This is a genomic window from Aequorivita todarodis (assembly GCF_028561335.1).
GTDB lineage: Bacteria > Bacteroidota > Bacteroidia > Flavobacteriales > Flavobacteriaceae > Aequorivita > Aequorivita todarodis.
The window spans coordinates 19,391-35,418 of the sequence record NZ_JAQQTG010000051.1 but is presented as its reverse complement, the minus strand read 5'-3'; the positions used below and the strand labels follow the sequence as shown (position 1 = coordinate 35,418).

The window sequence follows — 16,028 nt, the reverse complement described above, 5'->3', positions numbered from 1 at the left end:
GCCTCCTATTTTTGGGAGACGCACGGCCGTGCGTCTCTACCAATCTTTATCCGTTCTCACTTTTGCGCCTTTTTGTTTTTCGGCATTTATCTTTTCCTGCGTTTTTTTCTCTTCGTTGTTCATTGCTTCCAACAGACTTTTTACTTGTTGCGGTGAAAGTTGTCCGGGCACGGGTTGCTGTTGTTGTGGCTTGTCGCCCTCTTCGTCCTTTGGCTTGTCGGGATTGCCTTGGTCCTTATCTTTATCGCCTTCTTTCTTATCCTCGTTTTGGTCGCCTTTGTCCTTTTCGTCTTTCTCGTCGCCTTTGTCGCCCTCGTTATTTTTATTGTCCTGGTCCTGTTGGTCTTTTTTATCCTGGTCTTGGTTCTCCTTGTTTTGGTCTTTGTCGTCCTTATTATCGTCTTGGGGCGGTGGCGGATTTTTTTCTAACATATCCTTCGCCAATGCTAAATTATACCGCGTTTCATCATCATTTGGATTGTTGCGAAGTGCATTTTTATACGCTTCCACAGCTTCGGTATATTTTTTTTCGTTCATATACGTATTCCCGAGATTGTGAAAGGCTTTGTGCTTTTCGGCTTTGCTGGTTGCGGTGGTTGCTGCTTGTTTAAAACGAAGCATGGCCTCGGCATTTTTCTCTTTTCCGTAGTAAGCGGTGCCCAAATTGTACTTTGCAGTTTCGCTTTTTGGGTTGAGGGAAATCGCTTTTCGGTAATCTGCTTCGGCAACGGAAAATTTATCCTTTTGAAGTGCTTGCTGGGCCTCACTCAAATAATTCCGTGCAGCTTTCAGCTCCTTTTTTTGCTCCTTGGTAGGTTGTGGTTGGGCAAATGAATTCAACGAGAAAAAGGCAGCGCACAGAATTATCGCAATTTTCCGCGTAGCATTTTTCTGAAAAAACATTCTATCCACAAACATCATTTTATTGCTTTTCCTTTTCATTAAACAAATTCAACTTTTTGAGCCAGGCTGTTTGACGTTCCAAAAGGAACACATCCAAAACCAGCAAAAATAATGCCCCAGCCAAAAACCACTGGAATTGGTCCTTAAAATCGGTAAATTGCTTGGCCTCAAATTCCTTTTTGTCCATTCCGTTTAAAATGGCTTTAACTTGATCAACAACTACTTTGGTATTTGAGCCGTCAATATACTCACCATTGGCGGTTTTGGCAATCTCTTTAAGAGTTTCTTCACTTAAACGGGTGATTACCTGCTCGTTATTTTGGTCGCGTTTGTAATATTGAAGCACGCCATTTTCTTTGATAGGAATTGGGCCGCCCTCCAAAGTTCCCACGCCGATGGTAAAAATACGGATGCCTTTTTCCGCAGCTTCCTCGGCAATTGTCGAAACATTGCCCTCGTGGTCTTCCCCGTCTGAAATGATGAAAAGCACGCGATTGGTCTGGTCTTCGTCGTCATAAAAAGTTTGTGCCAATTCAATGGCTTGGGTAATGGCGGTTCCTTGTGAAGAAACCATATCGGTATTCATTCCACTTAAAAATAATTTTGCGGATGAAAAATCTGAAGTGATGGGAACCTGCGGAAAAGCGCTCCCAGCGTAACCAATGATTCCGATTCTATCGCCTGCAAGCCCGTTGATTATTTGGGTAATGAGCTGTTTTGCCTTTTCCAAACGGTTGGGCGCAATGTCTTCCGCCAACATACTTTTTGAAACGTCCAACGCAAAAACAATGTCAACGCCTTCACGCTTTACCGTTTCGAGCTTGGTGCCTATTTTAGGATTTACCAATGCAAAACTTAAACAGGCAATGGCCAAACAAAGCACCAAAACTTTTAAAATAGATTTAAAGAGTGAACGGTTTGGGCTCAATTTTTTCAGCAGTTCTTTATCAACAAATCTTTTCTGAACCGTTCTTTTCCAAACCAAAAGCAATAGAAAAACCACCACTATCACCGGAATGGCGAAGAGAATGTAGAAGTATATGGGTTGATCTAAAACTATTTGATCCATTTCTATAAAAATCCTTTAAATATTGTAATTCGCAACAAAAACTCAAACCCAACCAATATTAATGCGAAAATGGCCCACGGGCGGAACATTTCGTCATAATGGGTGTATTTGAATTCTTCGATATCGGTTTTTTCCAGTTTGTTTATTTCTTCGTAAATCTGCTCCAGTTTGGTGGTGCTCGTTGCCCGGAAATATTGTCCGCCGGTTTTTTCCGCAATTTCTTTCAGCAACGCCTCGTCAATTTCCACTTGCACATTTCCGTATTGAAAACCGCCGTCGGGACGAATACCGATGGGCGACATCGCCATTCCGTTGCTTCCCAAACCGATAGTGTAAACTTTTATCCCAAATTCCACGGCAAGCTCGCTCGCAATTTTTGGGTCGATGAATCCAGTGTTGTTTACCCCATCGGTCAACAAAATAATCACTTTGCTTTTGGCGCGGCTCTCTTTTAAACGGTTCACGGCCGTTGCCAAACCGGAACCGATTGCGGTTCCACCTTCAATGGTCGTGTTGTAGGTTATGTTTTTTAGGGACGAAAGCACGATGGTTTTATCGCTCGTCAACGGCGTGCGGGTGTAACTTTCGCCTGCGTATTCCACTAATCCAATGCGGTCGTTGGGACGTGCATTAATGAACCGTGCGGCCACTGTTTTCAATGCTTCCAAACGGTTTGGTTTTAAATCGCGCGCCAGCATACTTGCCGAAACGTCTATCGCCATCACGATATCGATTCCGCGTGTGGTTTTTGTTTTTGTGGATTCGTCAACGGTGCGTGGTCGCGCCATTGCAATAATTAAAGCTGAAAGCGCCAAAAGACGAAGCGCGAAAAGCAACGGTTTTAATCGCGCCAACCAGTTTTTGCCAGATTTGAAACCGCTGACACTGGATATTTTCAAAGAAGCCGTTTGCTGTTTCCGCTTCCATAAATACCATAGCACGAGCACCGGAAGTAGGAGGAACAACCAGAAAAACTGTGGATTTACAAATTCGAAATTACTGCCCATCTTTCTCTGAAATTTCAAGCTCTATGGAAGCTTCAATTCGTTTTTTTATTTCTTCTGCGTATTTGCCATCGTCCTGATACACAATCAAAACTTCCTGCAAGCCGTTCTGCTGAGCGAATAGTAAAAGTTCATACGTGCTTTTCTCTTTTAAAACTTTAGTATCTGAAACCTGCACGTTGAATTCGCCGTAGGCTTTCAATCCTTTTATGCCCTTATCTGTTTCAAAATCGTCGCGTTTCACTATTAGATTTTTCGCGCCACTTTGCTCTAAATCATCCAAAACCGCATCGAGTGCCGTTTCGAGGGCAATGTCCTGCTTTTGGCTGAACTGTGTGGTTGAAACCATAATGTAAAGTGGGGAATTCATTTCGCCATATGTGAAGAAATCCCGTCCCATCACCGCACTTTTATCGGCATTTGTGGTGGGAGCTTCCGCTCGGACGAGCACTTCGGGGGTTTCCAAAATTACCGCCGGATTGCCGTATTCGCTCTTTATCCATCGGCCTTCGGCGAGCTCGCGGAGGTCATTGCCCAAAACCTTATCCTTTAAGTTGTCGAACCCGGTAGCGGCACCGTAAATAATTCCTGCCAAAACAATCGCAGCAAATACGCCCGAAATTCCCAAAATCCATTTTCTGCGCTGGCGTTTTTTCTGAAGTTTTTCAAGGTATTCCTGATTAGCCAAAAGCTCTTCCTCGGTAGGTTCGGGAACGGCTTCGTGGGTTTCGTTGATGATTTCCTCAATGGTTTTTCTATCCACTTCGGCTTGCCCCGATTCTTGGTTCATTTTGGCAAATTTCACCAAATCGGCACGTTTGAAAATTGCATCCAGCTTGCGGATGGTTTCCAAATCGAAGTCGAAATTCCCCGCGTCTTTGTGCATCATCAATCGCGTGATCAGCTCGTCGCTCGTGCTTTCCAAAGCGGCTTCGTCCACTTCGCGGTCCAAATAACGTTTTACGATTTCAGTGAGGCTGCTGTAATATTCCTTGCTTTTGTTTTCCTTTAAAAGTTGGCTGTTGTCCAAAGTTTTTAATGCGACGATTGCTTCTTCGTAGGGCGGCAATTGCTTTTCGGCAGCTTCTTTTCGTTTTTTTCTTCGGAAGAGATAAATGGCAATTGCAATAATTAAAAGTATCGGAACCAACCAATAAAGAAGCGACAACCAATCAAACGGGGGGCTTTTCACTTCCACCGCCGGTTTTATGTCGAACATTTTCTGTTTGGTCGTATCAACGGGAACATCGGCCACTTCAACCTTTATGGAATCGGTTAAAAAAGGTTTGTTGTTAATGAGAACGCGCTGCGGCGGAATGGTGTAATGGCCACTGTCAAATTGCGTCAATCCGTATTTTTTGATTAGGCGCAGTTTGGAAGCTTCAAAAGTGGTATCGGTCTTATAAGATTCAATCATTTCCAAAGGCGCAAAAGTCTGCTCTTCGGGAAAAACCACAACATCCGTTGAGTCTGCCTGTACGTTTATGGTGTAAAGTATTTCCTCGCCGATCTTGATTTTTGTGGAATCAATAGAAGAAGTTACTTGTGAAAAGGAGCTGAGAGAGCAAAGAAAAAAGAACAGAGAAAAAAGAAAATAGCGGTTCTTTTGAAAACCAAATGGCTTCAATCTTTCAAATTTTATAATATGGATTTTATTTTTTTTCAATTCAAATTTTGATTTCTTTTAAATGCGCGCGATGAATCGCGCGCCTACCTGCGTTTGAAATATCCCAACAATTTTTTTACATAACTTTCGTCAACCCTTGTGCTCAATGCGCCTGCGCCACTTTTTGTAAACGATTCATTGAAATAATCCACCCTTTCGCGATGGTAACTGTAATATTGGTTGCGCACACTTTTTGACCCTGTATTTACCAGTAAAAGTTCTCCGGTCTCTTGGTCTTCCATCTGCACCATTCCCAGATTTGGTATGTTTTCCTCGGCTTTATCGTAAATTCTTATTCCCGTAACATCGTGCTTTTTGGCGGCGATTTTTAAAGTGTCGCGGTAACCGTCCGCAATAAAATCTGAAAGCACAAAAACAATGGCTTTCTTCTTCATTACGCTGCTTAAAAATTTCAAGGCGTTGGCAATATCGGTCTTGTTACTTTTTGGCTTGAACTCAAGCAATTCACGAATAATCCGAAGTACGTGCGATTTGCCCTTTTTCGGAGGAATGTAAAGTTCAATTTCATCTGAAAAAAGAATCAGTCCCGTTTTGTCATTGTTTTGCATTGCTGAAAAAGCGAGCGTTGCGGCAATTTCGGTAATGATTTCATTTTTGAATTGTTCCTGCGTTCCAAAAAATTCGGAACCGCTAATATCCACCATCAACATCAACGTAAGTTCGCGCTCTTCTTCAAAAACTTTTACAAAAGGCTCATTGTAGCGGGCCGTAACGTTCCAATCGATATTCCGGACGTCGTCGCCAAATTGGTACTGGCGCACCTCGCTGAACGTCATCCCGCGACCCTTAAACGTACTATGATACTCGCCACCAAACACGTGGTCGCTCAACCGCCGCGTTTTGATTTCGATTTTCCGTACTTTTTTAAGAAGTTCCTTTGTATCCATGAGACCCCTAACCCCCGAAGGGGGAATTGTTTGCGGTTAAAAGTTTGTTTGAAATATTATTGAACATTATTTTGATTTTTTCCCACCTAATAATTTTTCACAAGAGTGAGAGTTCCCCCTTCGGGGGTTAGGGGGCTTACGGCACCTCTATAACATTAACAATCTTGTTGATGATGTCTTCGGAAGTGATGTTTTCGGCTTCCGCTTCGTAAGTGATGCCGATACGGTGGCGAAGCACATCGTGCACTACGGCGCGAACATCCTCCGGCACTACATACCCGCGACGGCGGATAAAGGCGTAACATTTAGCGGCAATGGCAAGGTTGATACTTCCACGTGGTGATGCGCCAAAATTGATAAGCGGCTTTAAATCCGCAAGCCCAAAATTCTCGGGAGTTCGTGTAGCGAAGATGATATCGAGAATGTATTTCTCAATCTTTTCATCCATATAAACTTCCCGAACGGCAGCCTGTGCCCGCAGAATTTGATCGATGGTCGCCACAGGATTGATTTGCTCGTAAGCGCCTTTTAGGTTTTGGCGGATGATGAGTTGCTCTTCGGCAATCTGTGGATATTTTATTACCGTTTTCAACATAAAACGGTCCACCTGTGCTTCGGGCAGCGGATAGGTTCCTTCCTGCTCAATTGGGTTTTGGGTTGCCATTACCAAAAATGGCTTGTCGAGGGTAAAAGTGGTTTCGCCAATGGTCACCTGCTTTTCCTGCATCGCCTCCAAAAGCGCGGATTGTACTTTTGCGGGAGCCCGGTTAATTTCATCCGCAAGTACGAAATTGGCGAAGATGGGACCTTTTTTTATGCTGAAGTCATTCACTTTCATATTGTAAATGAGCGTTCCCACAACATCGGCGGGGAGCAAATCTGGCGTAAACTGTATTCGGCTGAAAGTACCGTGCACCGCTTTTGCAAGTGTGTTGATTGCAAGGGTTTTCGCAAGTCCGGGCACACCTTCCAAAAGGATGTGGCCTTGGCCCAAAAGCCCAATCATAAGCCGTTCCACCATATGTTTCTGGCCTACGATTACTTTGTTCATTTCCATAGAAAGTACATCCACAAATGCACTTTCCCTTTCAATTTTTTCGTTTAATGCCCCAATGTCAAAGGTCGAATTTGTATTTTCCATACCGTATTTAGATTCAATTTAAAGCCTTTATAAAAAGACGGTGCAAATTGAAAATTTATTGATTAAAAGCCTGTTAACAATTGGTTAAATTAAGAAATAGCGAAACCTAAACTTTTCTTAGCGATTTTGGGCATTTGTTAAGATTTTTAATATTGACAAAAAAGCGGGTTTCAAATATTTCAGAAATAGTACTTTTAGGGAAAGTTAATTGTTAACAGTTAAGAGAGATGCGTTCGGTTAGAGGCTTTAATAAAAAATAACAATAAATAATAAAAAATGAACAAAACAGCATTTATAACCGGAGCTACCTCTGGCATCGGAATGGCAACGGCAAGACTTTTTGCAAAAAATGGAATGAAATTAATTCTCTGCGGAAGAAGGGAGGAACGGCTAAAAAGTCTTTCCGAAGAGCTATCGAAGATAACGGAAGTGCACACTTTAAAGTTTGATGTACGCAACAAGGAAGCGGTATTCGCTGCGGTACAATCCCTTCCGGAGGAGTTCTCAACAATTGATATTTTAATTAACGATGCCGGCAACGCCCACGGAATGGATGCCATTGACGAAGGAAGCATTGACGATTGGGACGCGATGCTGGATATAAATGTGAAAGGCCTACTTTACGTTAGCAAAGCAATTCTTCCAAAAATGATGGAGCGCAAAAGCGGCCACATAATAAATATTGGCAGCACTGCAGGCAAGGAAGTCTATCCAAAAGGCAACGTGTATTGCGCAAGTAAACATGCTGTGGACGCCATAAATCAAGGAATGCGATTGGATTTGAACGGAAAGGGAATAAAAGTGGGAGCCATAAACCCCGGATTGGTGCAAACAGAATTCAGCGAGGTACGGTTTAAAGGCGACTCTGAAAAAGCCGAAAAAGTATATCAAGGCTACACCCCCTTAAAACCTGAAGATGTTGCGGATATAATCTGGTTTGCCGTAACCCGCCCGCCGCACGTGAATATTGCGGATTTGACCGTGATGTGCTTGGATCAGGCTTCTTCTACTATTGTGAATAAAGTTACAAGTTGAAAGTTGCAGGTTGCAAGTTTACCTAAAATTTTACCTTATGGCTAAAATAGAAAGATTTGAGGATTTAGAGATTTGGCAGTTGGCCAGAGAAATTTGTAAAGATGTTTGGAACATAATTCAAAATACTTCTTTGCAAAGGGATTATAAGCTTCGGGAACAAATAAATGGTGCATCGGGATCCATAATGGATAATATTTCTGAAGGTTTTGAAAGAGATGGAAATCGGGAATTTATTAATTTTTTAAGTATTGCTAAGGCTTCCTGTGGCGAAACAAGATCACAATTATATCGTTGTTTGGATAGAAACCATATTGATGAGGAAACTTTCAAAAGAATTTCTGAAAAAGCCATTTTAAATAGTAGAAAAATAAAATCATTTATGATATATCTGAAAAACTCAGACAGAAAAGGTTCAAAATATGATTAGAAAAATTAACTTTTAACCTGCAACCTGCAACCTGCAACCTGCAACCTTGAGCGATGATCAACAAACGCCTACTTATCAAAAACCTGCTCGCCCATAACGACGAGAGCAGTTTCTATGATAAAAAGCGAAAAATAGACCTTGGCACCAAAGAAGGAAAGGCGAAATTTCTGAAACACATATGCGCGCTCAGCAATAGCAATCCGGCAAATAATTCCTTTATCGTAATTGGCGTTGAGGATGAAACCAACGAGATTCGGGGTGTCGATTTTTTTGACGACAGCAAGATCCAAAACCTCGTAAACGCCTATCTTACCAATGCGCCGCTGATAATTTATGAAAACGTCGCATTTCCAAATCTGCCTTCAGATAAGGTGGTGGGCTTGGTAACGATTCGCCCAAACGGGAAAATTACTTCGCTGCGCAAAAACATTTGGAAATATTGGGGCGGCTCCATTTTTCTGCGAGATGGCAGTATTTCAATGCCGAAGGATTTCGATATAGAGATAAAGGATGTGAATTCCGAAATCGTAAAATCCATCGAAAACGCAGCCAAAAACAATATAGAGCTCACACTGGACGGGGTGATGGATTTTATCAACCATCGCCACAAAGATTTGGAAAGCCACTACAAGGTTTTTAAGGAACAATTTGTGGTATGTTGGGCTGGAAATCCAAAAAGGGTAAAGGAAAATTTATATTATTCGCGGGTCGATATTGAATTGATAAACGAACAAGTTCGGCTATTTTATTCGGCTTTGGATGAAATCAGCATTGCCTATACAGACGATTATTTCAAAACTGTGGAATATGTGCATTTGGGATTGAACGAACAATTTAAATACTATCCGTTGGAAGAAGTAACCATTCATTTCAAAGAAAATGGTTCCTATAATATGGATTCAAAATTGATTTTTGAACCGCCACAATTCAATAAAAAGACGCTATTTCACATCTATAATGCAAACAATGCAGTTTTGGAAAAGCTGAAAAAGAACATTCCCCTCACCGCTTCGGAAGAAAAAGATCTGCGGAATTTGCCATCAACCTACCTTATTTGCTATTTGAACGATTTTGAGGAAGCCAAGGAAAAATTGCAGGAAGCCAAGGAATTTTTAAGGGAATACGACGCCGAAGCCTATCAGCTTTTAAAGGAATCGCTGCGCATTTTGCGGAAGGTGAGTTATAATTAATCCAATGTTAAACCTATTTTTATATCTTTAAACTTCAATTTTTAAAATTTTGGAACTATGGGCATTTTCGACACAATAAAAGAAAAACTAAGCAATGAATTTATTGACATCATCGAGTGGCTGGATTATACGCCAGATACTATTTGTCATCGTTTTGAACGTTACCAAAACGAAATAAAAAATAACGCAAAACTCATCGTGCGCGAAGGGCAGACCGCGGTTTTTATAAACGAAGGACAATTGGCAGACGTTTTTAAGCCGGGAACCTATACGTTGAACACCCAAAACCTTCCTATTTTAACCACGTTGAAAGGTTGGAAATACGGGTTTGACAGCCCATTTAAAGCGGAAGTATATTTCGTGAACACCCATCTTTTTACCGATGAAAAATGGGGCACCAAAAACCCGATTACGCTAAGCGATGACCGTTTCGGTTTGGTTGAAATCCGTGCTTTCGGAACCTATGCATACCGGATTAACGATGCCGGAAAATTTATTGTTGACATTGTTGGGACCGACAATAACTTCACCAATTTCGAAATAAACGAACATTTAAAAAGCCTTATCGCCACACGATTTACAGATACTGTTGGCGAGGCAAAACTTCCCATAGAACTGTACGCGGCAAACACTACCGAGCTTTCCGAAACCTGCAAGGAAGTGATGCAGCCGGAGTTTAACAGCGTGGGAATTTCTTTGGAAAAATTCTTTATTGAAAACGTTTCCATGCCCGAAGACCTTAAAAAGGAAATCTTCGAATACAGCCGAATTGACAAGTTGGATCTTGACAAGCTTACCAAATTCAAAACTGCAAAAGCTATTGAAGCTGCCGCGGCCAATGAGGGTGGAACAGCTGGAGCCGGAATGGGCATGGGAATGGGCTTCGTGCTCGCGCAACAAATGGGCGGCATGATGAATCCACAAATGGGCCAACAGCAAATGCAACAACAGCAGCCACAGGGCGGAATGATGCCGCCGCCAATGCCTGCCGCAGTCCAATATTTTTACGCCGCCAATGGCACACAGGCCGGTCCGGTGAGTTTTGAGCAGTTGCAATCTTTGTTCGCAAGCAGAACGGTGAACAAAGACACTTTAGTTTGGAAAGCCGGTTTGGCAGAATGGACACCGCTTCAGCAAATTGAGGAATTGAAATCGTTTTTGGGTGGAAATACCCCACCGCCACTTCCACCGCAATAGGCCTCCCTCCCGTCCCTCCAGAGGAGGGAAGCTGATCTGCAAGGTTTTGCCGACGAAGGAGGCTGCCTTGTAGGTCTAAAGAGAAAAACCTTCCTGCAAGGTTTTCATCACCTTGTAGGTCTAATTACCTTCAACTTTAATGGAAGAAATTTCACCAAAAAAATCTGAACTCAAAAAATCCTGCGTCAACTGTGGCGCAGAGCTTACCTATGCGCCGGGAACAACTGAGCTGAAATGCGATTATTGCGGCCATACCGAGACGATTGCCCCTTCCGAAAATGGTTTTGAGGAATTGGAATTAAAACCCTACCTCGAAAAAATGGGCTCGCAAAAACACAGCGAGGAAATCACGATGCTCCACTGTAAAAATTGCGGTGCCAACCAACATATTGAAGAAAATTACAAATCGCTTTCCTGTATTTATTGCGGCTCGCCCTTGATTATTGAAGATGCCTATAAAGAAGAATGGATACTTCCGGGTGCGGTTTTACCATTTCAAATTGATCAAAAAAAAGCATTTCAAATTTTTAAAAAATGGGTCGATGGACTTTGGTTTGCGCCAAACAATCTAAAAAGAGCCGCCCTCGATCCCGAAAAAACGCGAGGGCTCTATGCACCGTATTGGACGTTTGACGCCCAACTTTATGCAGATTATACAGGCCAGCGTGGCGAATATTATTACGTAACCAAAACGGTGGGAAGCGGTAAAAACAGGAGAACCGTACAGGAAAGAAAAACGCGTTGGTATCCTGCCTCGGGAAGCGTTTCGGGATTTGTTGACGATACTTTGATTAAAGCCTCCAGCCAAAAAACGGGGGTTATTCCGCAGAAAATAGCGCGGTGGAATTTGCAATTGTTAAAACCTTTTGATAGCGGTTATCTATCTGGCTTCGTTACTGAAAAATACACGATTCCGTTATTGGAAGGCCACGACGAAAGCAATAAAATAGCCGAACAGATTGCAGACAGTTGGGTACGACGCGATATTGGTGGCGACACCCAGCAAGTTTCGTCAATAAATATGAAACTTTCCGATGAAACTTTCAAACATATCTTGCTTCCGGTTTACATAAGCACTTATAGGTTTAAAGGAAAACGCTACAACTTTTTTGTGAACGGACAAAGTGGCGTAATTTCTGGAGAGAGACCTTATTCCTTTTGGAAAATATTCTTTTTGGTGTTTACCATTATTTTGGCAATTGTAATTATTTACTTATTTTCTTCAAAATGAGAACAGTTGTAATCGGCGATATTCACGGAGGGTTTAGGGCGTTAAAGCAATTATTGGAAATGGTAAATCTTCCGAAAGGCACACAATATATTTTTGTGGGCGATTACGTGGATGGCTGGAGTGAATCGACCGAAGTGGTTTCCTATTTGATTGATTTTTCAAAAAAAAATGATTGCATCTTCATCCGCGGAAATCACGACGAATTGCTTTATAAATATTTAAAATTCGGTGAAAGAAACCCGATGTGGCTCAGTCAGGGCGGGGAGAGTAGCGTGGAAAGCTATTCGAAAATTTCCGAAGAGGAAAAGAAAAAGCATCTTCAATTTTTTGAAAATTTGGTGAATTATCACATAGATTCTCAAAACCGCCTTTTTCTGCATGCGGGTTTTACCAATCAGCATGGGCCGCAAAGTGAGTATTACCCAAATATGGTCTATTGGGACCGGACCCTTTGGGAAATGGTCTGCGCGATGGATTCCTCCATTTCCGAAGAAGACGATAGATACCCAAAACGGCTGAAACTTTTTAAAGAAATTTATATCGGCCATACACCTGTAACCCGTGTTGGGTTTGACAAACCCGCAAATTTCGCCAATGTTTGGAATGTGGATACGGGCGCGGCTTTCAAAGGAAAAATTTCGATGCTCGATGTGGATTCGAAGGAAATTTGGCAGAGCGAGCCTGCTTATAAATTATATCCCGAAGAAAAAGGCAGGAATTAAGACTTCTTTATTACAAATTCCATCTTTCACTTGCTATCTTTGTAATTCCTCTAAAATAACACCATGGCGCTTAAAAATATCCGTTTGGAAGTAATGCAGACTGTTGAAAAGAAAATCGACAGTTATATTGACCAATATTTGATTCCCGTTGATGAAATTTGGCAACCCACTGATCTATTGCCCAATTTTCAAAAGGAAAATTATATGGATGAGGTTATCCAAATCCGCGAAGAGGCCAAAGAATTGGGCTATGATTTTTGGATTGTTTTGGTGGGCGATATGGTTACGGAGGAAGCCCTGCCAACCTACGAAAGTTGGTTGATGGATATGGAAGGCGTGGACCAGCACGGCCGAAACGGCTGGAGCAAATGGATCCGCCATTGGACGGGAGAAGAGAACCGCCACGGTGATACCTTGAACAAATACCTCTATTTATCCGGAAGGGTAAATATGAAGGAAGTTGAAAAAACCACGCAACATTTAATCAACGACGGTTTTGAAGTTGGTACTGGTCGCGACCCTTACCGAAATTTTGTTTATACGAGTTTTCAGGAATTGGCAACGAATGTTTCACACAACCGTGTTGGAAAGATTGCAAAGAAAAAGGGCAATAAAATGCTCGCGAAAATGTGCAATATTATTGCAGGCGATGAAATGCGCCACCACTTAGCATATCGCGAATTTGTAAAGACTATTTTTGAATACGACGCCAGCGAAATGATGATTGCCTTTCAGGATATGATGCAGAAAAAAATCATTATGCCGGCCCAAAACCTTCGCCAAAGCGGCGGAAAAATGGCTTCAGCATTTGACGATTTCAGCAACGCGGCACAGCGTTTGGGCGTTTATACCACATTTGATTATATTGATATTCTTGAAAAATTAAATGCCCATTGGGAAATTTCAAAAATCAGTGGCTTGACCGATGAAGCTGAAAAGGCACGGGATTATCTTTTGAAATTACCTTCGCGAATGCTTCGTATTGCCGAACGTATAAAAATTCCGCAGGATGCCAACCGTTTTAAATGGGTTGAGCCAAATGGGGTGTTGTAAGCCCCCTAGCCCCCGAAGGGGGAAAGGCCCCTCCCGACCTCCCCGAAGGGGAGGAGATTGTAACTCAAGAAAAAACCTCACAGGTCTCAAAGACCTGTGAGGTTTATTATTTTTATTTATAACAGTAGGAATTCCCCCTTCGGGGGTTAGGGGGCTATTTCAAACTTAATTCCCTGCGCCAAAGGAAGCTCAGTGGTATAGTTGATTGTATTTGTCTGCCTGCGCATATAGATTTTCCAGGCATCGCTTCCGCTTTCGCGGCCGCCGCCGGTTTCCTTTTCACCACCAAAGGCGCCGCCAATCTCGGCCCCGCTGGTGCCGATGTTTACGTTTGCTATCCCGCAATCGCTTCCTGCGTGCGAAAGAAAACGTTCCGCCTCGCGAAGGTTGTTGGTCATAATTGCGGAGGAAAGTCCTTGCACAACACCATTTTGAAGTTCGATGGCGTTTTCAACATCGCCGCTGTATTTCATTAAATACAATACGGGGGCAAAGGTTTCGTGCTGCACGATTTCAAAGCTGTTTTCGGCTTCGGCAATGGCTGGTTTTACGTAGCATCCGCTTTCGTAGCCTTCGCCTTCCAAAACGCCGCCTTCAACAATAATGTTTCCACCTTCTTCCACAACTTTTTCAAGTGCTTGGTTGTACATTTTCACGGCATCTTTGTCGATAAGTGGCCCAACGTGGTTCTTTTCGTCCAACGGATTCCCGATGCGAAGTTGCTTATAGGCATCAACCACCGCATCCTTCACTTTATCATAAATGCTTTCGTGAATAATCAATCTTCGGGTTGAGGTGCAACGTTGTCCCGCAGTTCCCACAGCGCCAAACACAGCGCCGATAACGGTCATTTTTATATCTGCATCCGGAGTCACGATAATTGCGTTGTTTCCGCCAAGTTCCAGTAATGATTTTCCGAGACGGGCAGCAACAGCCTGCGCAACAATTTTCCCCATTCTAATGGAACCGGTAGCTGAAACCAAAGGCACGCGCTTATCGTTGGTCATCATTTCGCCAACTTTATAATTGCCGTTGATTAGGCAAGAAATCCCTTCCGGCAAATTGTTGTCTGCAAAAACTTTTGCAGCTATTTTTTGGCAAGCTATTCCACAAAGCGGTGTTTTTTCCGAAGGCTTCCAAACGCAAACATCGCCGCAAATCCACGCCAATGCTGTGTTCCAAGCCCAAACGGCTACGGGAAAGTTAAATGCTGAAATAATCCCCACAACGCCAAGCGGATGATATTGCTCGTACATTCTGTGACCGGGACGTTCACTGTGCATCGTCAAGCCGTGAAGCTGACGGGAAAGACCGACTGCAAAATCGCAGATGTCAATCATTTCCTGTACTTCGCCAAGCCCTTCCTGATAGCTTTTTCCCATTTCATAGGAAACCAATTTTCCGAGCGGCTCTTTCAGTCTTCTCAACTCTTCACCAAATTGGCGCACGATTTCGCCACGTTGTGGAGCGGGTTTCAATCGCCAGTCTTTAAATGCTGAAGTGGCGCTTTGCATTACTTTTTCGTAATCTTCTTTGGAAGTGGTGCTCACTTTTGCGATGAGTTGGCCGTCAACGGGTGAAAAAGATGAAATTTCCTCCCCGTTTGAAAACCATTCATTTCCAGTGGAAGTTCCTTGGTTTACGTCCTTAATTCCTAATTGTTCCAATGCTTCCTCGATACCGAAGCTAGTGGTTGTTGCTTGCATATATAGTTGTTTTTTATTCCCCCGAAAGGGGGAATCCAATGATTGTTTTATCTCCGTCTTTCGGTTTTCCACTTGGGATAGACTTAGACGGATTTTTTTATTAATTTTATAAAGATTCCCGCCTCCGCGGGAATGTTGCAAAGGTACACAATGCGCTGAAGAAAGGAAAATGAATATCCTCAAGATTAAGGATTATCTTTTAAGGGAATCGGAGTTCGTTTCCCCCTTTTGGGGGTTAGGGGGCCGTAAACCGTGGATCGGCTTCCATCACCGTTCCGCATTTGTTACAAGTTCGCAGGTCTTTGCTTCCGTAGAAATGTTTGAAGTGTTTTAGAAAATCGGTTTCAATATCGCTTAGCGGGAAGTAAACTTCATATAATTTGTTGTTGCAATTGTCGCAAAACCAAAGCAGGCCGTCTTTTCCCTCAAGGTCGGTTCGTTTTCTTTCAATAACCAAGCCTATTGAACCAGCACTCCTACCGGGAGAATGCGGCACCTTTGCGGGATGCAGATACATATCGCCAGGGCCTAGTTCCATCACTTTTTTCTCGCCATCTTCCTGGATTGCAATCTGAATATTTCCCTCAAGTTGATAAAAAAGTTCCTCGGTTTCGTTGTAGTGATAGTCCTTTCGGGCATTGGGACCGGCAACTATCATTACGATATAATCGTCAGATTCAACATATAAATTCTTATTGCCCACTGGTGGTTTCAGCAGGTCGCGATTTTCCTCAATCCATTTATTGAGGTTGAAAGGTTTTTTAATAGCCATTGCC

Annotated in this window: 15 protein-coding genes; 7 read left to right on the top strand and 8 right to left on the bottom strand. The window is 42.7% G+C overall.

Translation table 11 applies throughout. From position 1 onward, the window contains the following. Positions 1–36: 36 nt before the first annotated feature. The 6 genes from POV26_RS14555 to POV26_RS14530 form a co-directional block, all read right to left on the bottom strand. Positions 37–942, bottom strand: a complete 906-nt coding sequence (locus POV26_RS14555) for a tetratricopeptide repeat protein (RefSeq protein ID WP_272857197.1) — start codon at positions 940–942, stop codon at positions 37–39. Then, entirely contained in the window at positions 923–1,972 is a 1,050-nt protein-coding gene (locus POV26_RS14550; RefSeq protein WP_272857196.1) for a VWA domain-containing protein, read from the bottom strand. Before POV26_RS14550 ends, POV26_RS14555 begins: the two co-directional genes overlap by 20 nt. A 2-nt stretch (positions 1,973–1,974) precedes the next feature. Beyond that, positions 1,975–2,979, bottom strand: coding sequence for a vWA domain-containing protein (locus POV26_RS14545; RefSeq protein ID WP_272857195.1), 1,005 nt, complete (start codon positions 2,977–2,979; stop codon positions 1,975–1,977). Then, positions 2,969–4,642: a DUF4381 domain-containing protein gene (locus tag POV26_RS14540; protein ID WP_272857194.1), complete on the bottom strand. Its 1,674-nt coding sequence runs from the start codon at positions 4,640–4,642 to the stop codon at positions 2,969–2,971. Before POV26_RS14540 ends, POV26_RS14545 begins: the two co-directional genes overlap by 11 nt. A gap of 44 nt (positions 4,643–4,686) precedes the next feature. After that, positions 4,687–5,550, bottom strand: coding sequence for a DUF58 domain-containing protein (locus tag POV26_RS14535; RefSeq protein WP_272857193.1), 864 nt, complete (start codon positions 5,548–5,550; stop codon positions 4,687–4,689). Positions 5,551–5,686: 136 nt separating this feature from the next. Then, positions 5,687–6,691 carry an AAA family ATPase gene (locus POV26_RS14530; RefSeq protein ID WP_045080334.1) on the bottom strand — a complete coding sequence of 335 codons (1,005 nt, stop codon included), beginning with the start codon at positions 6,689–6,691 and terminating at the stop codon, positions 5,687–5,689. A 276-nt stretch (positions 6,692–6,967) separates the two neighbouring features. On the opposite strand from POV26_RS14530, the gene POV26_RS14525 reads away from it, so the two are divergent. The 7 genes from POV26_RS14525 to POV26_RS14495 all read left to right on the top strand — a co-directional run bounded on the left by POV26_RS14525 (position 6,968) and on the right by POV26_RS14495 (position 13,546). Next, complete coding sequence (locus POV26_RS14525; protein WP_272857192.1) at positions 6,968–7,726, top strand: SDR family NAD(P)-dependent oxidoreductase; 759 nt, start codon at positions 6,968–6,970, stop codon at positions 7,724–7,726. Positions 7,727–7,763: 37 nt separating this feature from the next. Further along, positions 7,764–8,153 (top strand): four helix bundle protein, encoded by a 390-nt coding sequence (locus tag POV26_RS14520; protein WP_272857191.1) that lies wholly within the window; start codon positions 7,764–7,766, stop codon positions 8,151–8,153. Positions 8,154–8,206: 53 nt separating this feature from the next. Further along, a complete protein-coding gene (locus POV26_RS14515; RefSeq protein ID WP_272857190.1) occupies positions 8,207–9,343 on the top strand; it encodes an ATP-binding protein in 1,137 nt (378 codons plus the stop codon). A gap of 57 nt (positions 9,344–9,400) precedes the next feature. Then, positions 9,401–10,540 (top strand): SPFH domain-containing protein, encoded by a 1,140-nt coding sequence (locus POV26_RS14510; RefSeq protein ID WP_272857189.1) that lies wholly within the window; start codon positions 9,401–9,403, stop codon positions 10,538–10,540. 139 nt (positions 10,541–10,679) lie between these two features. Next, a complete protein-coding gene (locus POV26_RS14505; RefSeq protein ID WP_272857188.1) occupies positions 10,680–11,771 on the top strand; it encodes a TFIIB-type zinc ribbon-containing protein in 1,092 nt (363 codons plus the stop codon). Then, positions 11,768–12,493, top strand: coding sequence for a metallophosphoesterase family protein (locus POV26_RS14500; protein WP_272857187.1), 726 nt, complete (start codon positions 11,768–11,770; stop codon positions 12,491–12,493). The genes POV26_RS14505 and POV26_RS14500 overlap by 4 nt, the downstream gene beginning before the upstream one ends. A 63-nt stretch (positions 12,494–12,556) precedes the next feature. After that, on the top strand, positions 12,557–13,546 hold the full coding sequence (locus tag POV26_RS14495) for an acyl-ACP desaturase (RefSeq protein WP_272857186.1): 990 nt from the start codon (positions 12,557–12,559) through the stop codon (positions 13,544–13,546). A 146-nt stretch (positions 13,547–13,692) separates the two neighbouring features. Here the strand turns inward: POV26_RS14495 and amaB are convergent, their stop codons facing one another. Together amaB and POV26_RS14485 are read right to left on the bottom strand one after the other, a co-directional pair. Continuing rightward, complete coding sequence (amaB, locus tag POV26_RS14490) at positions 13,693–15,252, bottom strand: L-piperidine-6-carboxylate dehydrogenase (RefSeq protein WP_272857185.1); 1,560 nt, start codon at positions 15,250–15,252, stop codon at positions 13,693–13,695. Positions 15,253–15,487: 235 nt separating this feature from the next. Next, positions 15,488–16,024 carry a 3-hydroxyanthranilate 3,4-dioxygenase gene (locus POV26_RS14485; protein ID WP_272857184.1) on the bottom strand — a complete coding sequence of 179 codons (537 nt, stop codon included), beginning with the start codon at positions 16,022–16,024 and terminating at the stop codon, positions 15,488–15,490. Positions 16,025–16,028 lie beyond the last annotated feature (4 nt).